The organism is Faecalibacterium prausnitzii, assembly GCF_003287405.1.
GTDB lineage: Bacteria > Bacillota > Clostridia > Oscillospirales > Ruminococcaceae > Faecalibacterium > Faecalibacterium intestinale.
Genome location: NZ_PRLD01000006.1, coordinates 102,661 through 124,882 on the forward strand (window position 1 = coordinate 102,661; position 22,222 = coordinate 124,882).

22 protein-coding genes and 1 tRNA gene are annotated in these 22,222 nt (G+C 60.9%); 4 read left to right on the top strand and 19 right to left on the bottom strand.

Going from position 1 to position 22,222, the window contains the following annotated elements:
• Window positions 1-182: 182 nt before the first annotated feature.
• From C4N24_RS07655 to C4N24_RS07720, 13 genes are all read right to left on the bottom strand, one after another.
• Complete coding sequence (locus C4N24_RS07655; RefSeq protein ID WP_097785325.1) at window positions 183-1,937, bottom strand: Rqc2 family fibronectin-binding protein; 1,755 nt, start codon at window positions 1,935-1,937, stop codon at window positions 183-185.
• 131 nt (window positions 1,938-2,068) lie between these two features.
• The gene (locus C4N24_RS07660; RefSeq protein WP_112090937.1) at window positions 2,069-2,845 is read right to left on the bottom strand and encodes a Nif3-like dinuclear metal center hexameric protein; all 777 of its coding nucleotides are present in this window, start codon (window positions 2,843-2,845) and stop codon (window positions 2,069-2,071) included.
• 1 nt (window position 2,846) lies between these two features.
• Complete coding sequence (locus C4N24_RS07665; protein WP_112090938.1) at window positions 2,847-3,506, bottom strand: class I SAM-dependent methyltransferase; 660 nt, start codon at window positions 3,504-3,506, stop codon at window positions 2,847-2,849.
• Entirely contained in the window at window positions 3,507-3,761 is a 255-nt protein-coding gene (locus tag C4N24_RS07670; protein ID WP_097782918.1) for a DUF1858 domain-containing protein, read from the bottom strand.
• A gap of 105 nt (window positions 3,762-3,866) precedes the next feature.
• A complete protein-coding gene (locus C4N24_RS07675) occupies window positions 3,867-4,745 on the bottom strand; it encodes a YitT family protein (protein WP_207657271.1) in 879 nt (292 codons plus the stop codon).
• Window positions 4,746-4,857: 112 nt separating this feature from the next.
• Entirely contained in the window at window positions 4,858-5,538 is a 681-nt protein-coding gene (locus C4N24_RS07680; RefSeq protein WP_181573064.1) for a P-II family nitrogen regulator, read from the bottom strand.
• A gap of 30 nt (window positions 5,539-5,568) precedes the next feature.
• Window positions 5,569-7,119 carry a DUF1538 domain-containing protein gene (locus C4N24_RS07685; protein WP_112090941.1) on the bottom strand — a complete coding sequence of 517 codons (1,551 nt, stop codon included), beginning with the start codon at window positions 7,117-7,119 and terminating at the stop codon, window positions 5,569-5,571.
• A gap of 266 nt (window positions 7,120-7,385) precedes the next feature.
• Window positions 7,386-8,876, bottom strand: coding sequence for a lipopolysaccharide biosynthesis protein (locus C4N24_RS07695; RefSeq protein WP_112090943.1), 1,491 nt, complete (start codon window positions 8,874-8,876; stop codon window positions 7,386-7,388).
• A gap of 28 nt (window positions 8,877-8,904) precedes the next feature.
• Window positions 8,905-9,459 carry a M48 family metallopeptidase gene (locus C4N24_RS07700; RefSeq protein ID WP_112090944.1) on the bottom strand — a complete coding sequence of 185 codons (555 nt, stop codon included), beginning with the start codon at window positions 9,457-9,459 and terminating at the stop codon, window positions 8,905-8,907.
• A gap of 1 nt (window position 9,460) precedes the next feature.
• Complete coding sequence (locus tag C4N24_RS07705) at window positions 9,461-10,378, bottom strand: DMT family transporter (RefSeq protein WP_112090945.1); 918 nt, start codon at window positions 10,376-10,378, stop codon at window positions 9,461-9,463.
• The gene (locus C4N24_RS07710) at window positions 10,375-10,917 is read right to left on the bottom strand and encodes a hypothetical protein (RefSeq protein WP_242983216.1); all 543 of its coding nucleotides are present in this window, start codon (window positions 10,915-10,917) and stop codon (window positions 10,375-10,377) included. The genes C4N24_RS07705 and C4N24_RS07710 overlap by 4 nt, the downstream gene beginning before the upstream one ends.
• A 148-nt stretch (window positions 10,918-11,065) precedes the next feature.
• Complete coding sequence (locus C4N24_RS07715) at window positions 11,066-12,349, bottom strand: glycoside hydrolase family 10 protein (RefSeq protein WP_112090947.1); 1,284 nt, start codon at window positions 12,347-12,349, stop codon at window positions 11,066-11,068.
• On the bottom strand, window positions 12,346-12,846 hold the full coding sequence (locus C4N24_RS07720; protein ID WP_112090948.1) for a conjugal transfer protein TraD: 501 nt from the start codon (window positions 12,844-12,846) through the stop codon (window positions 12,346-12,348). The genes C4N24_RS07715 and C4N24_RS07720 overlap by 4 nt, the downstream gene beginning before the upstream one ends.
• A 128-nt stretch (window positions 12,847-12,974) precedes the next feature.
• Here C4N24_RS07720 and C4N24_RS07725 point away from each other — a divergent pair, with 128 nt between their 5' ends.
• Entirely contained in the window at window positions 12,975-13,394 is a 420-nt protein-coding gene (locus C4N24_RS07725) for a hypothetical protein (RefSeq protein WP_112090949.1), read from the top strand.
• Between the two features lie 76 nt (window positions 13,395-13,470).
• Window positions 13,471-13,547 (top strand) — tRNA-Ile (locus C4N24_RS07730).
• A 40-nt stretch (window positions 13,548-13,587) separates the two neighbouring features.
• Here C4N24_RS07730 and C4N24_RS07735 read toward each other — a convergent pair.
• On the bottom strand, window positions 13,588-13,785 hold the full coding sequence (locus tag C4N24_RS07735) for a tyrosine-type recombinase/integrase (protein WP_347475216.1): 198 nt from the start codon (window positions 13,783-13,785) through the stop codon (window positions 13,588-13,590).
• Between the two features lie 175 nt (window positions 13,786-13,960).
• Between C4N24_RS07735 and C4N24_RS07740 the strand changes: the two genes are divergently transcribed.
• On the top strand, window positions 13,961-14,830 hold the full coding sequence (locus C4N24_RS07740; RefSeq protein WP_347475215.1) for a patatin family protein: 870 nt from the start codon (window positions 13,961-13,963) through the stop codon (window positions 14,828-14,830).
• Window positions 14,831-14,908: 78 nt separating this feature from the next.
• Here C4N24_RS07740 and C4N24_RS07745 read toward each other — a convergent pair whose 3' ends face one another.
• From C4N24_RS07745 to C4N24_RS07765, 5 genes are all read right to left on the bottom strand, one after another.
• A complete protein-coding gene (locus C4N24_RS07745) occupies window positions 14,909-16,699 on the bottom strand; it encodes an ABC transporter ATP-binding protein (RefSeq protein WP_112090993.1) in 1,791 nt (596 codons plus the stop codon).
• A gap of 243 nt (window positions 16,700-16,942) precedes the next feature.
• Window positions 16,943-17,662, bottom strand: a complete 720-nt coding sequence (locus C4N24_RS07750; RefSeq protein WP_112090951.1) for a YggS family pyridoxal phosphate-dependent enzyme — start codon at window positions 17,660-17,662, stop codon at window positions 16,943-16,945.
• 5 nt (window positions 17,663-17,667) lie between these two features.
• A complete protein-coding gene (locus C4N24_RS07755) occupies window positions 17,668-18,228 on the bottom strand; it encodes a TIGR01440 family protein (protein ID WP_112090952.1) in 561 nt (186 codons plus the stop codon).
• A 15-nt stretch (window positions 18,229-18,243) separates the two neighbouring features.
• A complete protein-coding gene (locus tag C4N24_RS07760; protein WP_112090953.1) occupies window positions 18,244-19,557 on the bottom strand; it encodes an SMP-30/gluconolactonase/LRE family protein in 1,314 nt (437 codons plus the stop codon).
• A gap of 412 nt (window positions 19,558-19,969) precedes the next feature.
• On the bottom strand, window positions 19,970-21,259 hold the full coding sequence (locus C4N24_RS07765) for a glycosyltransferase (protein ID WP_112090954.1): 1,290 nt from the start codon (window positions 21,257-21,259) through the stop codon (window positions 19,970-19,972).
• 260 nt (window positions 21,260-21,519) lie between these two features.
• Between C4N24_RS07765 and C4N24_RS07770 the strand changes: the two genes are divergently transcribed.
• A complete protein-coding gene (locus C4N24_RS07770; protein WP_112090955.1) occupies window positions 21,520-22,206 on the top strand; it encodes a response regulator transcription factor in 687 nt (228 codons plus the stop codon).
• Window positions 22,207-22,222 lie beyond the last annotated feature (16 nt).

The following is a 22,222-nucleotide window of genomic DNA, read 5'->3' on the forward strand; positions in this document are numbered from 1 at the left end:
AGAAGCTTTCCCCGCAGCGCCGCTGCTTCCGCAGGAAGCAGCGGCGCTGCAAATGCCGTTTTCCTCCACGACCCTACCCGTGAAAAAGCCAATCGGGAAAATCCGCAGATTTTCCCGATTGGCAAATTTAAAATAATTCTTCCTTGAACCATGCGCAAAGCAAACGCGGCGCGCAGTTCAAATCATTTCTTCTTCAGCTGCTCTTCCAGCCCCTCCCGCGGGGTGATGTAGACGGTGGTGTACACCTCGTACAGCACCATGCCGGGCTTGGCACCGTTTGCTTTCCAGATATTCTTCACCTCGGTGGTGTCCACTGCCACCTTGGCACCGGTGCCCGCCTTGTAGGCGCTGGAATGGATGACCGCCAGCTCCGCCGCTTCCTGCTTGGTGGTGTCCGGGATGTCCTCGCCCCGGCTCATGACCACAACATGGCTGCCGGGTGCTTTCTGCACATGGAACCATAAGTCCTTGCCCCGGGCGGTGTGCAGGGTGAGCTTGTCGTTCTGGGCGTTGTTGCGGCCCACCAAGATCTCAAAGCCATCGCTGGAGGTATAGCGCAGAAAGTCCGCAGGCTTCTGCTTTTTGTCCCGCTGCTTGTAGTATTTCAGGTAGCCCTGATTTTTCAGCTCCATGCGGATCTCGTTCAGGGCAGCTTCACCGGAGGCGCTTTCCACCTCGTAGAGCACCGTTTCCAGATAGGCGATCTCCTTTTCGCCCTCTGCCAGCAGGTCCACCAGCATCCGGGCGGCGGTCTGCTTCTTTTTGTAGTTCTTAAAGAAGTTCTGGGCATTCTGGCTGGGGCTGAACCGCAGATCCAGCGGGATGGTCACCTCTTTGCCTTCGTCGTACCAGTTGGGCACGGTCAGACTCTTCATGCCCTTTTGCGCCAGATAGAGGTTTGCGGACAGCAGCTCACCGTACAGGCGCAGCTTTTCGCTTTTGCCGCTGGCGGCAAGCTCTTCCTGCCGCGCTGCCTGCTTGCGCAGAGCGCGGTCATACATATTGTGCACCGCCTTGTGCAGCTCCTTGCTCTTGGTGCGCAGCCGCTCGGCGCGGTCCTTCTCGGCATAGTAGCCCTCCAGCATCGCGTTGAAGGACGGCCACTCCCGGATGGTGTACTGCTCGCCGTACTGCTGCGGGCGGAAGAAGGTATACTCCACCGGCTTACCGTCCGGCGCGGTGACGCTGCAGGGACAGCCGCCCTGCGCGTGCAGCTCCTTCAGCTCGTCGATTGCCGCCATCAGGCTGCGCTTCTGGGCATCGGTCAGCTCATTGGCGGGCAGATGTTCTCCGTCAAAGGCGCGCCATGCGGCTTCGCGGCAGACCACCGGCCCTACGCCGGCCACCGTCTTGTTCAACGCGTCCGCCACCGGCAGCTCCCGCTGACAGGCCGCTGCCACAATGGACGCACTGCTCACCAGCAGAAAATCCGGGCGGGCGGGCTTGGGGGGCGTAGTGTAGGGCAAGCCCGGCAGCAGCTGCCGGACGTCGCTGTCCTCAAAATCCACCCGCTTGAGGGCATCGATGATCTTGCCGCTCTGCACCAGCACAAGGTTGGAGTAGCGCCCCATCAGCTCAGCGCACAGGGTATTGCGCACAAGGTCGCCCATCTCGTTGGTGCACTGAAAATCAAAGTAGACGATACGGTCGCCCGGCTCCATGTGCACATCCAGCAGTCTGCCGCCGGTCAGGTGCTTGCGCATGAGCATACAGAAGGAGGGCGGCGTCTCGGGGTTTTCAAAGGTCTCCTCGGTCAGGCACACCCGTGCAGAGCCGCTGCGGGCAGACAGCAGCAGGGCGTAGGTATCGGTGCGGGTGCGCAGGGTGATGACCAGCTCATCCCGGGTCGGTTCAAAAATTTTTGCGATCTTGGCATCGGTCAGGGTAGCTTTCAGCTCCGCTGCCGTCAGCGCCAGTGTCGCGGCATCCAGTGCCATAAATGTTACCTCGTTTTATCTATAACCCTCTCAGTCGCCTGCGGCGTTGCCAGTTTTTCGGTTTATGCTGAAAGACCTCCCCCTTTCGGGGGAGGTGGCATTGCGCAGCAATGACGGAGAGGGTTCTCTCTTTATAAATAAGTATAAGGGTCGCGGTTCTCGGCGCTTATCAGCACCTCCAGCTCCGGCAGGGCGGCGCGCAGGGCAGCTGCCACAGCAGCAGTCACCGGGAACTCGGTGGCGTAATGTCCCGCCGCAATGAGGGAAAGCCCCAGCCGCTTGGCGTCCAGCGCATGGTGGTGGTTGGCTTCGCCGGTCAGCAGACAGTCCGCGCCCTCGGCGATGGCTTCGGCAAACAGACTGCCGCCCGCGCCGCTGATGACCGCCAGCCGGTGCACCGGCTTTCCGGTGTCGGCAAACTTCACCTGTACTGCCGTGCCGGTGTCCGGCGCGTTGCACAGCGCTGCCAGCTTGTGCTGCGCCAACGCGGCCAGTTCCGGCACGGTGATGGGGTCAATCTCCCCCACCCGGCCGCAGCCGTCTGCAAAGGCGGTGCGCTGCCGGATGCCGAAAAGATCCGCCAGCACATCGTTCACCCCGCCCTCGGCGGCATCCAGATTGGTGTGCATACAGATGGCGGAAATGCCCGCCCGCACCAGCTGATAGGGCACATCGGCGGGGCACAGCCGCTTGAGCGGGTCAAAGATGACCGGATGGTGCGCCACGATGACCGTGCACTGCTTTGCCGCAGCTTCCTCCACCACCTCCGGGGTGATGTCCAGCGTCACCAGCACCCGGCGCACCTCACCGCCGCAGTCCACCAGCAGGCCGGGGTTATCCCAGTGCTCTGCCAGCTCCGGCGGGGCAAGCCGCTGCATTACTTCGTATACCTGCTGTACCGTGGTCATTTCAGTTTCCCTCTTTCAGAATGGCATCCATCTCTGCGGCAAGCGCACTGCCGTCCGGCACGCCCAGCCGCATCCGGGGCAGCTTTGCCCGCTGCCATGCGGCATAGCCCGCACCCTCCGGCCAGCGGCCGGTATCCCCCAGCAGACACTGGGTAAAGGTGGGCTCGGTCACCTCGCCGGTGTACTCCGCCGCCATCACCGCATACCAGCGGCCAGCGGCCAGCACCGGGCGGTCTGCCACAAGAGCAAAGCCGTGCTGCCACAGCCAGCGGCGCAGCTCACTGTGGCGGGTGGCGGGCACCATGACAAGGCGCGGCCCGCCCACAGCGGACACCCACGGCGCTTTTTCGATGATCTCCCAAGTGGTCTGCGCCGACACGCCCGCCAGCACGATGCTGCCCACCTCCCCGGCAGACAACACAGAAAGACCGTCGCCGAGCCGAAGCTCAGCGCGGTCCAGACAACCTGCATTTTCCAGCGTCTGTTTTGCCTTTGCCAGCGGGCCGGGGCGCAGGTCTGCCCCGATGACCTTCGGGTACTTACCCGAAGCCGCCAGCACCGCCGTCAGCTTGCCGTGGTCACAGCCGATGTCCGCCACCGGCTGTCCCGGGCGCACCAGCTGGGCCGCTGCGGTCAGACGCGCATCCAGTGTGGGCAGCACTCAGGCCTTCTTGGCTGCCAGATGGGTGTTCAGCTTCTCCAGCAGCTCATCGCAGTTCACGCCGTGCACTTCGCAGGCTTCCTCGATGGTCTCGCCGCGGGAAGCCGGGCAGCCCAGACAGTGCATCCCGATCTCCATAAAGTAGGGTGCGGTGGTCTGGTCCATATCCAGAATATCGCCGATGATGGTATCGCGGGTCACCTGCTTGGGTGCGGTGTGTTCCTCTTTTTTGAGCATATTGAAAATATCAAACATGATAGCTTTTCCTTTCTGTTTTGGGTGAGATACAGTATAACCTACTGTTCCTCTATACTATACCCCAAACCGGGGCAGTTTTGCAAGAGCCTTGGGGAAATCCGCTTACCCCTCCGCCTGATAGTCCTTTTCCAGCGAGAAGCCGCGCCCGCTTACCTCGGTAACGTGGCTCACGATCATAAAGCAGGTGGGGTCGATGGCGTGCGCCAGCTTTTCCAGCCTTGGCAGCTGCCGGTTGGAGACCACGCTCAGCAGCACCGATTCCGGCTCCCGCAGGTAGCCGCCCTCGCCGTGCAGAATGGTCACGCCGCGGTCCAGCTGCGCAAAAATAGCGGCGCAGATCTCATCGGACTTGGCGCTGATGATCTTTACCTCGGTGCGGGTGGTGCCCAGCATGAGCACCTTGTCCAGCACGACCGTGTAGATAATGGCCATCACCACGCCGTACAGGGACTGCCGCACCGGGCTGAACGCCGCCTGCGCCGCCAGAATGATAAAGTCGAAAACCATCATGGTGCTGGACACCGGCAGGTGGAACCACTTGTTCAGCACCAGCGGGGGGATATCCATGCCGCCGGTGGAAGCACCGGCGCGGATGGTGATGCCCAGCGAGATGCCGATGCCAAAGCCCGCGAATACGGTGTTCAGCACCAGATCATCGGTCAGCACAAGATTGCCCAGCAGCCGCTCCCACAGCGCCATAAAAAAGGGACTGAGCACCGTGCTTGCCATGGTGTTCAGGGCAAAGCGGCGTCCCAGCACCCACCAGCCCAGCAGCAGCATGGCCACGTTGACCACGAACAGCACTGCAGACACCGGCAGGCCGGTGACCTTGTTGAAAGCCAGTGCGATACCGGTGGCACCGCCGGTGATCAGGCCGGAGGGCATCAGAAATAATACCACAGTCAGCGCATACATCGCATTGCCCACCACGATGGACAGTGCGTTGAAGAGCTGCTGCTGCTTGCGTGTTAATTGCGTCATCTTCATCTTCCTTTGTTTATAGTTGAAGGTTCTTCTACTATGATAACGAAAATATCCGCATTTATCAAGCCTTCGGCGATAAATGCGGATATCGGGATCAATTTTTAAGGGGTCACAGGGCAGCTTCCGGCTGGGCTTCGTCCTCTTCCATCAGCCGCAGACCGGCGGTATCGGTAACCGGCAGCGAGAACACGATGGCGCCCGCCTTGGGGTTTGCCCCCTCCATAATGGCTTTCATGATGGTGTTTTTCTGGCTGGTGCGGCTGACGATGAGCACCAGCTCCTTTTCGTTCACCAGCTCCACGCCCAGAAAGGCGGCTGCACCCTCCATGCCGGTGCCCTTTGCGTGGATCACCGTGCCGCCGCCTGCACCGGCGGTGCGGGCAGCGTCCATAATGGAGCCGGTGTAGCCCTGATTTGCCACCACCAGCAGCAGTTCGTAGCGGGTATCCTTCAAGGTGCTCTCCTCCTTCCATGTAAGGGACTGGTGCTCGGTGAGGAACATCAGCGCCCGTTTGCCGCCAATGCTGCTCAGCGGCACAATGAACGCAATGCCGGTGCCCGGCACATCGATCTGCATTTTGCGGCGCAGATCCTTCTGGATCTTCTGCCAGCTCTCTGCCGTTACCACAGCCAGCAGCACCGCCTTTTCGGTCTTTTCCAGCCCAAGGGTGGAAAGCGTCTCCTGCACCGCCGTGCCGGAGCCTACGGTGCGCATACTTACCGTTACGCCGTGGCTTTTGTACAGCTGCAAAAAGCCATCGGTAGAGCGGCGGTCGGTGATGGTGATCATCAAAAACAAACTGCTCACGTTCTGCCTCCTTTACAGCTCGATAATGGCGTCATCCGGCAGGTCTGCAAACACGGTGGCAAGCACCGCAGCGGGCTGCGCCACATGCGCCTTGCGGGTGCGCAGCTGCGCCACCAGACCCATCATCTGCACGGTGATGAGCGGAGTCATGGCGACCATCGCCACCACGCCGAAAGCATCGGTGACGATGTTGCCGCCCACCGCCACGCAGGCACCCTGTGCCAGCGGCAGCAGGAAGGTTGCGGTCATAGGGCCGGAAGCCACACCGCCCGCGTCAAATGCGATGGCGGTAAACAGCTTGGGCACCACAAAGGAGATGCTGATGGCGAACACATAGCCCGGCACAAGGAACCACAGGATGGAGATGCCGGTCAGCACCCGCACCATGGCAAGACCCACCGAGATGGACACGCCTGCGGAAAGTGCCAGACCCATGGCCTGCGCCGAGATGGCACCGTCGGTCACCTCTTCCACCTGCTTGTTCAGCACATAGACCGCAGGCTCGGCCTTGACGATGAAGTAGCCGATGAGCATTCCGATGGGAATGATCACCCAGCGCATCCCACTGCCTGCCAGCACCTGTCCCAGATAGTTACCGGCGGGCATAAAGCCCACGTTTGCGCCGGTCAAAAAGAGCACAAGGCCGATATAGGTATACGCAAGGCCCACGCCGATGCGCCCCAGCGTGCGGCGGTCCAGCCGCAGGGCAATGAGCTGAAATGCCCCGAACATCAGCACAATGGGCAGCAGCGAGCGGGCGATCTCGGCAAGATAGGTGGGCAGGCCTTCCCGGAACAGCCGCCACAATTCCACCGAGTCTGCCACCTCCGGCAGAACAGGCGGGATGTAGGTGCTGTCCGCTGCGCGGAAGGCGATGCCCAGCGTCAGCACCGCCAGAATGGGGCCGATGGAGCACATGGCCACCAGACCAAAGCTGTCGTCCGCCGCGTGGCGGTCGCTGCGGATGGCGGAAACACCCACGCCCAGCGCCATGATAAAGGGCACAGTCATGGGGCCGGTGGTCACGCCGCCGGAGTCAAACGCCACGGCGAGAAACTCCTTGGGCACAAAGGCCGCCAGCAGAAAGATGAGCCCATAGAACAGCACCAGCAGCTTTGGCAGCGCAACGCCGATGAGCATACGCAGGAAGGCAAAGACCAGAAACAGGCCCACGCCCGCCGCCACCGAAAGGATCAGCGTACCGCTGGGGATGGAGGGCACCTGATCTGCCAGCACCTGCAAGTCCGGCTCAGAGATAGTGATAAGGAAGCCCAGCAAAAAGCCGAGCACGAGGATGAGGGGCAGCTTGCGGCTGCGGGTGATGACTGCACCCACCCGCTCGCCCATGGGGGTCATGCTCATCTCTGCACCCAGAGTAAAGAACATGATGCCCACCACGATCATGGCAGCGCCCAGCAAAAAGCACAGCAGGATGCTGGGCGACACCGGTGCTACCGTAAAGCAGAGCACCAGCACAATGGCCACAATGGGCAGCACCGCCTGCAGCGCCTCCAAAAGCTTTTCCCGCAGCTTGGGGAGCGATCGTCTGAGAATGATGTCCACCGCCTTTCGTCTGTATCCTGTTTGTACACTTTTGTACAAGATATATTTATAGTATACGGATTCAGGGGGATACCGTCAACCGGCAGAAGGAAAAAACTTGAGCAAGTTCCATAAATTGTAAAAATATATTACTCACCTTTATGTCCTTCCCCGTGAAAATGGAATACCGGAGCGTCCGCAGACGCTCCGGTATTCCGAACTTATAAATAATTTTTCCGCTGAATATGGCCAAAGCGCACGCGGCGGCCATTCAAAATCGTCCTGCTTTACGCCTTTTTCGGCTTCAGCCAGCCGTCCACGGCGGCTACCAGCGCCTTGCCCCGGCGGCCCAGCAGACGGGGCAGCAACACACGCGCCATGGCCCATACGCCCGCAAAGTTGTACAGGATGATAACCAGCGTGATCAGCCCCGTCCACAGCCCGTACAGCGGCGGCTCTGCCAGCAGCACAAAGGCTTCAAATACCAGCGCGGCGGCATTTACCAGCACCCGCGCCGGGTGGACGTGCATCCCGATCATGCGGCGGGCATCCACGGCGCGCAGGGTGAACACCAGTGCAAGGCCAAGGAAGGACGCATAGGTCGCGCCCACAGGTCCCCACCACTTGATAAAGAAGTAGTTCATGATGCAGTTGCTGATAGCGCCCGCCATCATGGTGACCATGCTGCGCTGCGACTTTTTAGTCACCACATAGACGCTGTTCATGAACTGGTTAAAGCAGCTGCAGGTGGAAGCCAGCACGAGGAACGGTACAAAGTGCCATGCGTAATAGTAGTTGGACTTCATGACGTGCATCACCGGGCGGCACAGCCAGATAATGCCCGCCGCACAGCAGAACAGCACGCTGGAATAGGTGCGGAAGATCTGGGTAAAGAACCGCGCACGCCCTTCCTCCTCGGTGACAGCGGAAAGCTGCCACGCGTCGTAGAAGATCAGACCCAGCGTGGTCAGGATGGTGGGCAGGAAGTAGCCGGTGGAAAGCAGGCCGCTCCATGCGTTGCCGGTGCGCCCGTCCAGTCCCTCGCACATCTCGCGCACAAAGAACAGGTCAGACGCGTTGATGATCCAGAAACTGATCTGCGCCGGGATCATGGGCAGCGAGAAGTTGAGCATCTGCCGCCACAGCTTTTTGTTGATGCCCTTCAGCTCCACATAGTTCCACAGCTTGCCGGTAAACAGCAAGAACAGCACGCTGGTCAGGTCGCCGCTGATGATGGCCAGCAGGTAGCCGTTGGCGCCCCACTTGAAGCCCACCAGGTACAGCACATAAAACGCCATGGTAGCCACGGTGCACAGCACGCCGTCCACCGCCACCAGCTTGTTCCACTGGCGGCTGCGCACAAACTGGGTGCACAGGGTGCGCAGGCAGCTCATGAGCACATAAATGTAGATCAGCAGGCCGTACTGCGCCATATCCGGCAAAAACTGGGTGACCGGCCAGCACAGCACCAGAATGCCAAAGCCGCCCAGAATGGTGAGCAGGCCGTTGGTGAACACCTGCTTTTCGCTGTTGCCCTTGTCCAGACCAAAGCGGATGATGGCGTTGGACATTCCCATAGACACAAAGGGGATGAGCAGGTTTGCATACTGGCTCAGGATCTTGGACAGACCCAGATCCGAGATCTCCGCCATGGCGTAGGTCAGAAAGGGCTGTACGATCAGGGTGAGCAGCTTGGATGAAAAGCTGGAGATTGCAAAGATCAGGGTATTGCCGGCAAGTTTGGAATATTTATCGCCGGTCTTTTTTTCGTTTTCCAAGGGAATTTCCCTCCGTTTTTACGATAGATTATTTTTTCAGCAGTTCCCGCCGGGCCTTCCAGTCCGGCAGCAGCTTTTCCACTTCTGCCCAGAAGGCCGGGCTGTGGTTCAACTGCAAAAAGTGGCAGTACTCGTGTACTACCACATAGATCTGCGCCGCAGGGGGCTGGTTATACAGCTGCAAAGCAAGGGTGATCTGCCGCTTGCCCGGGCAGCACACGCCCCAGCGGCTGGTCATGCTGCGCACTTTCAGGACAGGCTTCTGCCCGCCCAGCACCCCGGCAAAGGCCGGGTAGACCTTATCGCTCATGGCGGTAAAGTAGGCCAGCGCCGTGGCCTTGTCCGGCAGGTCAGCGTTATCCTTGTTCCGCTTGGTGATGTTCTTCACCCGGGTGTCCCGGATCCACTGGGCGTTTTGCAGCACAAAACGGTCAGCCTGTTCCAGACTGGCCGTCAGGGGGATGCTTACCATCACGGTGCCGTTGTCCCGCACCCGCAGATGCAGCTGCTTTACCTTTTTGCGCACCAGCTCGTACTGGATGCCCTCCACGCTGCGCAGCTGGGCGCACAGCTTTGCCGCCACCTCAGGCCTTGCTCCGCATCAGGCGGCCAAGGGGCAGCTGTGCCAGCACCACGGCGGCAAACAGCAGCACGCAGCCGAAAGATTCCCGGAAGGAAAGGTTCTGGTGCAGCAGCAGCCAGCCGCCCAGGGCGCTGAATACGCTTTCCAGACACATGATAAGGCTTGCCACCGCGGGGTTCAGGTCCCGCTGACCCAGGATCTGCAGGGTGTAGGCCACGCCGCTGGACATGATGCCGCAGTACAGGATGGGCCCGGCGAAGGTGATAAACTCTGCCATGGCAGGCTGCTCGAACAAAAACGCCGCCACGGTGCTTTCCACCGACACCACAAAAAACTCCACAAGGCTCAGGCGCACGCCGTCCATCTGCGGGGAAAAATGATCCACCGCCATGATCTGGAAGCTGAACAGCACCGCGCACAAAAGCAGCAGCCAGTCGCTGCTCTGGATGCTGCCAAAGCCGTCCTTCATGCACAGCAGGTACAGCCCCACCACGGCAATGGCCATGCTCACCCACAGCTGTGCACTGCCCTTGCGGCCCAGAAACAGGCCGAACACCGGCACCAGCACCACATACATGGCGGTCAGAAAGCCCGCCTTTGCGGTGGAGGGGTCCAGCGTGATGCCCAGCTGCTGCGCTGCGCTGGCCAAAAACAGCAGCGTGCCGCACATAAGCCCGGCTTTCAGCAGCAGCTTGCGCTCGGCAGCGGTCTTGGGCTTGCCGTCCGGTTTGCCCTGCCGGTGGTGCAAGGCGTCAAACGCCTTGACCGTGGGCAGCAGCACCAGAACCGCCATCCAGCTGCGCCCCGCCAGAAAGGAGAACGCGCCCATGCCAGAGCCGGCGCTCTGCGCCACAAAGGCTGTGCCCCAGATCAGGGCGCACAGCATCAGCAGCATTGAATTTTTCGTCTGGTTCGTCATCCGGCAATGCCCTCCACCTTCATCAGGCCGTACAGGTAGTACCGGCTGGAATCATAGGAGATGGTCACGCGGTACTGCGCCGCCGGGTCCAGCCCGGAAATGGTGCAGCGGTAGTCGGTGCCATCGGTTTTGACGTAGTAGGTGCTGTCCGGCACATACGCTGCGCCGCCGTCCACCTTTTTCCACAGTGCCACCTTGAACTTCTGGGTGCCCTCGGCGGTGCCGCAGGCCATGATGTTCAAACTGCCGCCCGGCACGGTAAAGTAGCCGGTGTTGCGGCTCCAGATGCCGTTGAACACCGCGTACAGACAGCCGTCTGCGGTGGCGGTGGCATACTTTGCCGAGGCATCCGCAATGCCCTGAATGATCAGCGGGTCGGCGGTGGCTTCCGCCCAGCGGGTGGTGTCCTCCTCCTGCACTTCCTCGGAGTGGCCTGTCACCTTCTGCGCCACCTTTTTCAGGGTCTCCTTGCAGCCGGTCAGGCTAAGCACCATCACCGCCGCCAGCAGCAGTGCCAAAAGCTGTTTTTTCATCTTCATAGCTTTCCTCATAGAAACAAAGAAACTTTTCTTTTTCGTGCGTCTCTGCCAACGGGCAGATACAGGGTAAGTATACCGCATTTTGCCGCTCTGCACAAGATACCTGTGTTTATTTTGTGCGGTTTGCCGCCTGTTTCTGCACGAATTTTCACTTATTCAGCGCCCGCAGCGCCGCGCACTCGGCCCCGGCCAGCGCAGGAGCCTCCGGCCCGAACAGACTGCCATAGCGGTACAGCGCCCAGCCGCCCGCCGCCTGCTGCCGTAAGTCCTTTACCTGCGCCGCCAGCGCGCTGCCGGTACTCCAGCCGGATACGCTGTCCGGGTTCGCACCGCCGTCCCCGGTGCCCACCCGGTACGCACCCAGCCCGAAGTACAGCGCCACATCCCCCGCCCGTGGGTAGGCAAGCCACGCCGGAACGATGTTTTCAAAGGCAAAGCGGGTGCTGCCGGAGTGCAGGGTAAAGCCGTAACCCCAGTACACCTGCGGGCAGAGGTAGTCGATGACCTTCTCCTCCCCGCCCGCCGCCAGCCATGCGGTCACATCGCTGTACTGCTGGTCAAGGTCGTTGTCCGGGTTGCCCTGCGGACTGATGCCGAACCGCAAGGTGGGGTCTGCCGCCTTTACGGTGCGGTACACTTTCGCCACCAGCGCGGTGACGTTCTGCCGCCGCCACGCGGCAAGGTCGGCTGCGCCGCTTGCCGCAAACTGCACCGCGTCCACGGCGGCATCGGTGGTGGGGTAAAAGTAATCGTCAAAGTGGATGCCGTCCACCGGGTAGTTCTGCAAAAGCTCTGCCACCCCCTGCACCACATAGTCTGCGGCGGCAGGCACGGCGGGGTTCAGGTACAGCCCCTCCCCGGCGGTGCACAGCCAGTCCGGGTGGGTGTTTGCCAGATTATTCTCTGCCAGATTCGGCGGCATCGCCGCCGAGGAGCGCAGACGGTAGGGGTTGACCCACGCTTCCACCCCGATGCCCCGGCGGTGCGCCTCGGCCAGAAAGACATCCAGCGGGTCAAAGCCGGGGTCTTTGCCCTGCACCCCGGTGCACAGATGGCTCCACGGGAACAGGCTGCTGCGGTACAGCGCGTCCCCGAAGGGGCGCACCTGCGCCAGCACGGTGTTCAGTCCCAGCCCGGCGCAATTGTCCAGCAGCTGCGCTGCCCCGGCGCGGAAGGTGTCCTCGGTGGAAAAATCCAGCAGCGCCCAGTCCAGATAGCTCACCCACACCGCCCGCCACTCCCCGGCGGGCAGGGCGGGGTTGGGTGCCGGGGGCGTATCCTGCCCGGAGGCAGCAGTGCGGTCTGCATCGCTTTTCTGCCGCAGATACCACCCCGCCGCAGCACAGGCGGCTGCGCCCGCCCCTGCCAGAAAGGCTCTGCGGCCAAAGCGGCGTTTTGCCTTGGCTTTAGACGTCCTGCGGCGCTGGGTCACAGGGTCTCCTCCTGTGTCTTATACAGGGTAAGCCCCGCCCAGCCCCGGGCGCAGGTCAGCAGCATGAACATCAAATTCGTCCAGAAGGCAAGGCCGCTCATGCCCGCGTACTTGGTCAGCATCCAGAACACCAGCCGCAGCACCTCGGCGGCGCTCACCAGCTGCAGCTGCCGCTGGATGGGTCTGCCGCGCTCGTACTCCGTTGCCAGCAAAGCAGGCCACACCAGCGCCGAGCAGATATCCCCCGCCCAGCCGCTGGCACCCAGCTTGCTGAGCATCAGCACCACGAACACGCCGGTGTAGTTGCGTTTTTCCCTTGCCGGTGCGCCCTTTTGCGCCGCCAGAAACAGCACCGCGATGCCGGTAAGGCAGAACACGATCATTTCCAGCCCGGAAAAATCCATCCCGCTCAGCACGGCAAAGCCGCCCAGCATGGACACCGCCGCTGCAGCCAGCAAAAAGAAATACCATGTCTTGCGTGTAAATTTAAGCTTCATGAAGCCCCTCCCCCCGGGCGTTTGCGCCCGGCCTGCAGAAAAATTTAAAAAAGAATTGTAAATATTATAGCACAAACCCCCGCAGGTTGTGTTACAATAAGGAAAACTCTTTTGGGGAGGGTCTTTCCATGAACGCTGTCGTTTCCGTCTGTCTTTTAGCCTGTGCGCTGGGCATCATCGTGTACCTGCTCTCCCGGCGGGAGACGAACCGCCGCAGCCAGTACGGCCCCGCCGGCCTGTCCGAGTTCCGCACCGGCCTTGCGCTGGACGAGTGCTTTGACCGTCTGGACACCCGCAGCGACACCGACCTCTTTGCCTACGAGTGCCGCCGGGAGAACGACGGCAGCTTTCTGCTGCACCTGACGCTGCACCAGCCCAGCCAGCAGCCGCTGGACACTTTGTACACCCTGCGGCTGGACCCCGGCCGCCAGACCGTGGTGACTTTGATCTTTATCCGGGAGGCCTTTGGCTACAAAGAGCCGCTGTTCCCGCCCGCCATGCTGGACGAATTTATGCTGCAAAAGCTGGATGCCCACCGCACCAAATGATTTTTGCGGAAAATGCTTTCCTTTTTGCGCAGTTTTTGTTATACTAGTGCGTGTTGCAGCAATGCAGCACCCCTGCGGGCCAGTAGCTCAGCTGGTCAGAGCTGGCGGCTCATAACCGCTTGGTCGCGGGTTCAAGTCCTGCCTGGCCCACCAAAAAAGCACGAAGGTCCCGGCCTTCGTGCTTCTTTTTTGCTCATTCGTACAGTTCCTTGCTCATTTGGTTGCGAATCTCTTTGCGCCGCTTGTCATAGACCTGCGTGTAGATTGCAAGAGTGGTACTGGGCTGTGCGTGTCCGGCTTCTGCGGCTACTGTCGCCACGCCGATATTAGGGTTCGACAACAAAATGCTGACAAAGGTGTGCTGGAACATATGCGGGTGGATTTTCTCGATTAGGGGTACATATCACAGAGCACATGATACGCTGGCCGTTTTTGTTTGCCCCCATTGCGGCAGATCCTGCTTTCTGCCGCAAATTGCATCAGATCCCGCCGTTTGCTCAATGAGTATTTCCTGCCGTCCCGTTATACTGGGAGGAAAATGGAATGAAACGATGGAGGAACAGACCATGAAATACGGTGTCATCGATGTGGGTGGCGGCCTGCGGGGCATTTACGGCGCTGGCGTGCTGGACCGCTGCCTGGAGGAGGACCTCCGCTTCGATCTCTGCATCGGCGTTTCGGCGGGCAGTGCCAATATGGCGTCCTATCTGGCAGGCCAGCATGGGCGGAACAAGCCCTTTTACGATGAATACTCCTTCCGCAGGGAGTACATGAGCGTGCACAACCTCATCCGCAAGCACTCCTATCTCGATCTGGGCTATGTCTACGGCACCCTCAGCAATGCAGGCGGCGAGAATCCGCTGGATTACGCGGCGCTTGCCCGCAGCCCGGCAGAGCTCTGCGTGGTGGCCGCTAATGCACAGAACGGCGAGGCGCAGTATTTCACCAAGGCAGACCTCCACCCGGACGACTACCGCGTCCTCATGGCGTCCTGCTGCATCCCGGTCATCGACCAGCCCTGCGTCATCGACGGCGTGCCTTATTTTGATGGCGGCCTGGCCGACCCCGTTCCGCTGGAATGGGCCTTTGCCCACGGCTGCGACCGGGTGGCTCTCATCCTGACCAAGCCCATCGGGCTGGTGAGTAGTGATGCCCGGGACAAGCATCTGGCACACCTGCTGCAGTCGCATTACCCCGCTGCAGCCGAGGGGCTGCGCCGCCGGGCATGGCGGTACAACACGGCTGTCCAGCGGGCGCGGGAGCTGGAGCGACAGGGCCTTGTCTGCATCATCGCCCCGGACAGCACCGAGGGAATGTCCACCCTGACCAAGAACCGCGCCGGCCTTGAAAGAATGTACGCCAAAGGCAAACAGGACGCCGAAGCGCTGGTGCGGTGGATGCAAAACGCCAAACAAGATGAATCGGTGGGTGCCTAGAGATGAAACCCGTTCACTTCCCTTGACAAGAGACAAAAAGACACCCTTTCGGGTGTCTTTTTTGTATTTCAGGCGCTTTTATTCCCCATCCTCTGCGGGCAGCTGGTTCCACAGGCGGTAGTAGATGCCCTGCTTTTCCAGCAGCTGGGCGTGGGTGCCCTGTTCCACGATGCCCTCCTCGCCCAGCACAAGGATGCGGTCGTAGTCCTTGATGGTGGTCAGGCGGTGGGCGATGGTCAGGGTGGTGCGGCCGTGCGCCAGCTTTTCAAGGCTCTGTCCCACAAGGATCTCGCTCTCGTTGTCCAGTGCGCTGGTGGCTTCGTCCAGAATCAGGATGGGCGGGTTCTTCAAAAACACCCGGGCAATGGCGATGCGCTGCTTCTGTCCGCCGGACAGCTTGACGCCGCGCTCGCCCACATAGGTGTCGTAGCCGTCCTTCAGCGCAAGGATGAACTTTTCCGCGCCCGCCAGACGGGCGGCGGCTTCGATCTCCTGCCGGGTGGCACCGGGCTTGCCGTAGGCGATGTTCTGCGCCACCGTGCCGCTGAACAGGTACACGTCCTGCTGCACGATGCCGATATCCTGCCGCAGGCTCTTTAAGGTGACCCGGCGGATATCCTGTCCGTCAATGAGGATGCGGCCGCTGGTCACCTCGTAAAAGCGGGGGATCAGGTTGCACAGGGTAGTCTTGCCGCCGCCGGAGGCACCCACCAGCGCCAGACGCTCCCCGGCGCGGATGTCCAGACTGACGTCGTGCAGCACCTTGTTGTGGTCGTCCGGGTACTCAAAGCACACCTTCTCGAACCGGATCTCTCCGGGACCGGGCTGCAATGGCACTGCGTCCGGGGCGTCCTTGATAGCCACCGGGGTGTCCATGATCTCGGCAAAGCGCTCGATGCCGGTCATGCCGCGCTGGAACTGCTCGGCAAACTCCACGATGCGCCGGATGGTGGCGATGAGGGTGGTGACGTAGAGCATATACGCCACCAGATCACCGGCGGTGATCTTACCGTACACCAGCGACAGGCCGCCTGCCAGAATGACCACCAGATACATCAGGCCGTCAAACAGGCGGGTGGAGGTGTTGAAGGCGCCCATGGCGTAGTAGCCAAGGGTCTTGATCTGTTCAAAGGCGCGGTTGCCCTTGGCGAACTTTTCCCGCTCCTCGTCCTCGGCGGCAAAGGCCTTGACCACGCCCTGTCCCAGCAGACTGTCCTCGATGGTAGAGTTCAGCTCGCCGATCTGGACACGCTGCTGGCGGAACCGCGCTCGCAGACGGCCATTCAGGTACACCGATACCACGCCCATCAGCGGCACACAGGCAAACACCGCCAAGGTCAGCGGGATGCTGGCGCGGCACAAAATGACAAAGGACGCCACGATCTTGATGCCCGCGATGAAAAACTCCTCCGGGCAGTGGTGGGCGAACTCGGTCACGTCAAACAAATCGTTGGTGATGCGCCCCATGATGGTGCCCACCTTGGTGTTGTTGTAGTAGGTGTGATCCAGCTGCAGCAGATGGTCAAAGGCATCCCGGCGCATATCCGTTTCGATATGCACACCCATGATATGACCGATGCTGGACATATAGTAGCTGGCTGCGCCGTCGATGATGCGCAGCACAAAGTAGAGCGCCGCCAGTTTCAGCACGATGCCCGCCGTCAGGGTGATGCCCACTCCCATGGCAGAGTTGGTGATGATGCTCATGATCTTGGGCAGCACGATATCACACAGGGTCGTCAGCGCTGCGCAGAACAGATCAAGGCACAGCACCATCTTATAGTTTGCCAGATACGGCAGAAAACGCCGGATCAGTGCACCGCTGCTTGCGTGGTGCGCCCCGGGGTCGTTGGTTTTGGTTTTCGGCATGGTTCCTCCGTTTTTGTTGATTTCCATCAGGCTTTTCCGATTCAGGGTGTTGCAGATATTTTTCAGCGGGCTCGCCCTCTCCGTCACGGCTTCGCCGTGCCACCTCTCCCAAAGGGAGAGGCCTTGGCAAAGAGATGAAGTTTGCGTGGACTGCCAAGGGCTCCCACTTTGGGGGAGCTGGCGCGAGAGCGCCTGAGAGGGCGAGGACGCTGCCCTGAAACCGTTTTTATTTCCGCGTTTCTCTTATTTTTTACTGTAATCCCGCTCACCGTAGATGGCGGTACCGATGCGCACAAGGGTAGCGCCCTCGCGGATGGCGTTTTCAAAATCGCCGCTCATGCCCATGGAAAGGGTCTGCATCTCCACGTTGCGGTAGCCCCGCTCCCCTGCCCGGACGAACAGCTGATACACCTGTGCCAGATACCGGCGGTTCTGGGCGTCGTCATCGTTCACGGGCGGAATCGCCATCAGACCCTTGACCCGGATATGCTCCTGTGCGGCGGCGGTGTCCAGCAGCGGCCAGAGCAGCTCCGGCGCAGCACCGGTTTTGCTCTCCTCCCCGCCGATGTTCACTTCCAGCAGGATATCCTGCACGATACCGGTCTTGGCGGCTTCCTTCTCAATGGCCAGCAGCAGATGCTCACTGTCCACGCTTTGGATCAGGCTTGCCCGCCCCAGCACCTTTTTGATCTTATTGGTCTGCAAGTGGCCGATAAAATGGCTGGGCTTACCGCAGTAGGCTCCGGCATCGTAATTTGCGCACAGCTCCTGCACATGGTTTTCGCCAAATAAGTCAATAGGCAGGGCGGCACTGGCTGCTATGGTCTGCGCCGTGCGGGTCTTGCAGGCGGCGCACAGCTGCACCGCTGCCGGATCGCGTCCGGCTTCCCGGGCGGCTGCGGCCATCTTTTCCCGGATCTCGGCCACGGCCTGCCGCATCTCTTCCAAATTCTTTTCTGCCATCTGACTCAGTCCTCCTCGGTATAGCGGGCGCGTTCGCCGCCGATCAGCTTCGGACGGGTGTAGGCACACAGAATGTTTGCTTCGCCGATCTTATGAAGGCTCAGCCGCACCGGCACTGCCACCCGCTTCAAATGCATTCCGATCAGGGTGCCGCCGATATCCATGCCCGCGTTGGCGCGGATCTCTTCCACCGCCACCGGGTCTTTGAAGTTCTTCCAGCAGGTGGTCGCCCAGCTGCCGCCCGCATGGGGACGGGGCACAACGCACACTTCCTCCCAGCCGTACTTCTCTGCGGCTTCCCGCTCAAGGATGATGGCGCGGTTCAGGTGCTCACAGCACTGGGCTGCCAGCCAGACGCCTTTTTCCGCCAGCACCGGCGCAGCGCCCGCGTACAGCGCCCGGGCAGCTTCCAAGCTGGAATCCTTGCCGATGTGACCGCCCACCATCTCACTGGAAGAGCAGCCCACCACGAGCACATCTCCCTTTTTCAGCTTTGCCGCGGCCACCAGCTCGGTCATTGCCTGCCGCGCCTCGGTCTCGATCTGTTTTGCAAATGCTTCGGTCATACAAAAACACCTCGCTTATCGGTTTGCAGCCAGCAGGCTGTCTGCCCCTGCTGCACCGAAATATACTTTACTTTCCATCGGACACACCGCCGCGCAGCTGTCCTGTGCAAGGCCGGTAAAGGTCTGTTCCCAAGCCCCGGTGGCAAGGCTCACTGCTTCGGCGCAGGGGGCGTCTGCCGTGCATCGGAACAGCCGCTCCTGCGTATTCTGCCCCGCCCGCAGGGCGATGCCCCGCAGCAGGGTGCTGTCCGCGTTCTTTTCCAGCCAGCTGCTGCGCGCCCAGCGGTAGCTGATGTACAGCGTGCCGTCCGTGTCTGCCGCCAGCGCACCGGGATAGCCCGGCAGACCGGCAAAGGCGGCAGTGCAGCCCCGTCCCCCGGCGGTCAGCTCCCGGGCGGCGGCGTCCACCGCCCAGATGCAGCGGCTGCCAAGGTCGGAGACATACAGGGTGCTGCCGTCCGGGCTGAGCGCCAGACCCGCAGCGCCTGCTACCCCGCCCAGCACCTTTTCCACCGTGCGGGCGGCGGGGTCGTACACATACACGCAGCCGGTGGCGGTGTGCGCCAGCAGTTCAGTGCGCAGGGCGCTTTCCAGCCCGTTCTCCGCGCCTGCCGCCGCAACCACCGCAAAGTACACCTTGCCCGCCGGGCTTACCTCCACGGCAGATACCGCCCCCAGCGGCGCACCGTCCAGCTGGGTGACCACCTGCTCCACCGCTGCGCCCCAGCTGTCGTGCTTGACGCGGCACAAGGTGCCCCCGGCGGTGGTCAGCTGGGTCAGCCACACATCCCCGGCGGCGTCAAAGGCAAAGCCGGTCAGCTCGCCCTCCACGCTCAGGATGGCGGCAGCGTGCCCGCCATCGGTGCGCACAAGGTCGGCGGTGCGCTTTTTCAGGGCGGCACCGTTCCACGCAGCGGCATACAAAAGGCCGTCCTTTGCGCGGATGCAGTCCACGCCCTGATACTCCCCCAGCTCCAGCCGGGTCTTGCGGTCGGTGGAAACTGCCGTCTGCATTGCGCCCGTCTCCTGCCGGAGGTCGGGTGCTTTATAGGTCTGCGGCGGGGTGTCGATGGGACGGAAGCCCAGCGCATACACCAGCACCAGCAAAATGCCCACCCCGAACACCGTGCTGGCGGTGCGGAACCGCTTGAGCATGGCATCCCGTTCTGCGGCCATCTGGGCGGCATACTCGGCCCGGCGGCGCGCCGCCATGGCGTTGGCGCGGTTGGCACGCCGCATCCACCGGTCCACGAACAACGCCACCCGCGGCCCTACCGTGAGGGACGCAATGGCCAGTATGAGCAAAAATTCGATCAGTCCGATTCGCATAAGCGCTTATCCTTATCTCTGAAAAACCTGCGGACAGCGCACTGTCCTTTATCGCTAAAGTATAGCATTCCTGCGCAAAAAGGGCAAGCGGGGTGTGCCTATCAAACAATAAAGCATCTGCAACATTCGCTTCTGAGTTTTCAGAGAAACAGCGAATTTTTATTGCAGATGCTCATATTTTTTAGCGTGCTCGCCCTCTCAGTCTCGCTTTGCTCGGCAGCTCTCCCAAAGGGAGAGCCTTTGGCAGTCCATGCAAACTTCATCTTTTTGCCAAGGCCTCTCCCTTTGAGGAAAGACTTCCCCCGGCCGGGGGAAGATGTCGCGCAGCGACAAAAGGGGGAGTGTGGCAGTGAGCGAAGCGAACTGACGGAGAGGGCGAGGACGCCGCCCTAGTGCAGCAGACTTTTATGCGCTATCTTGTCTCGATCGGGCGGATGGTCTGCTCCCCGCTGCGGGTCACGAGGGAGCCGGCGGGCACTGCGCCACGGATGATGCAGCCCGCGCCGATGACGCAGTTGTCCCCGATATCCGCACCCTTGAGCAGCACCACGTCCGAAGCGATCCAGCAGCTGCGCCCCACGGTGATGCAGCCCGCAGCGCATTCCCGGCTGACCCCTTCCTCCCGGCTGAAGCGGTGGTTGTTATCAAAGATCTTCACCCCGGGGCCAAAAAGGGTGTTCTCGCCGATGGTTATCTTTCCAAGACAGCTGATGACCGCGCCGTCGTTGAAGTAGACCCCGCTGCCGATGTTCAGCCGGCTAGAATAGCCGGTGGTGATGGACACTCTGCCATCGCTCTCCACCCGGTCGCCCAGCGTCACCCGGGAGCCGCTGTTCAGCCGCAGCCGGAGTTCCCTGTCCAGCAGGATGCAGCGGCCAAATTGCAGCCCGCGGCAGCCGAACCATTTTTTCCATTGCAGGCGGCAGCGGTTATGCAGGCTGCGCCGTTTTTCCCGCAGCCAGCGGGGCGAACACTGCCGCAGCCACATACACCAGCGCCCGACTTTGGTGCACTTGAAGCGCTTGCGCCAGCGGTTTGCCTTATCGCCGCTTTGCCAGCTGCCCTGATAGTAGTGGATGCCGAAGGTGCGCGGTGTCCGGTGCATCCGCTCGGTCACATAATCAAAGGGCGAAAAGCAGTCGGTGGGCAGCACCAGAAAGCCGTCCAGCTCCTGTTGCTCGTTTTTCTGCTGCAAACCGGCCTTGGTAAACAGCGGGGTATCCCGCTGGGTGCAGGTGCGCAGATCCGGCTCGCCGGTTTCCTGAATAAAGGCGGCATTCCGGTAAGCCGCCAGCATTTTGCCGATCATCCCGCAGCCCGGCTCTGCGCCCACGCCGGAACCGGTGTTCACCAGCAGCGTGCGGCCGTAGGGTGTTGGCATACTGTGCTCCATGCCGATAAAGCCCTTGTGCTCCAGCAGCTCATCCAGCGGGCGCACCAGCTCCACATCCGTGTCCAGATAGATGCCGCCGTACTCGTACAGCACTACCAGCCGCGCATAGTCCGATACAAAGGCATATTTCTTTGCCGCATACGCCTGCTGTGCGTAGCGGTTTGTGCTGATATCAAAGTTCTGCTCGTTCCACGCCATGATCTTGTAATCCGGGCAGTATTTCTTCCAGCTTTCCATACATTTGCGGCTCTCCGGGCTGATGGGCCCGCCGCCAAACCAGCAGTAGTGGATGATCTTGGGGATGCTCATGATCACTTCTCCTTTTTCATCGCAAATACCCCAGTCTTTACGACTTTATTTTACAAAAACGCCCGTTTTCTTGTCAAGTTCCCCAGTGCCTTTTTCTGCGCTTTCCCGCAAAAAGATTGCCGCCCCGCCGCCCTGTGTGGTATACTGGGTGCAGACGGCTTTGTTTTTCCAAACCATTCACTTAAAATTCACAGCTTTTTCCAATTCTTGCATTAAAATAGAGCTGTATACTGATATATGATAGGGAGGAGTCCTGTTTTATGGCAAAGATCCTGATCGTTGACGATGAGCCCCGCATCCGGGAGCTGATCCACGAGCATCTGCAATATTCCGGGTATATCTGCGAGGAAGCCGGGGACGGCTCTGCGGCGCTGGCACAGCTGTCCGGCGGCGGGTTTGATCTGGTGATCTTAGACCTGATGATGCCCTTTATGGACGGCATGACCTGCCTGCGAGAGATGCGTGCCCGCCACATCAACACCCCGGTCATCATCCTGACCGCCCGGGGCGAGGAATACGACAAGCTGGCCGGGCTGGAAAGCGGCGCAGACGACTATGTGGTAAAGCCTTTCTCCCCCCGGGAGCTGGTGGCGCGGGTGCGCGCGGTGCTGAACCGCACCATGCCCCGCACCCCCGAGACTGCCGACACCATGACCTTTGGCGAGCTGACCATCGACACTGCCAGCCATACCGTGCGGGTATCCGGCGAGGAAGTGGCCCTGACCCCCAAGGAGTTTGACCTGCTGGTATTTCTGGCGTCCAACAAGGGCATTGCCCTGAGCCGGGAAAAGATCCTGCAGAAGGTGTGGAACTACGACTACTTTGGCGAGGACCGCACCGTGGACACCCATGTAAAGATGCTGCGCGGCCATCTGGGCAAATGCCGCAGCTACATTGCTACGGTATGGGGCATCGGCTATAAGTTCGACCCCGATGCCGCCCGTTGACTGAAGGAGCGTGCGG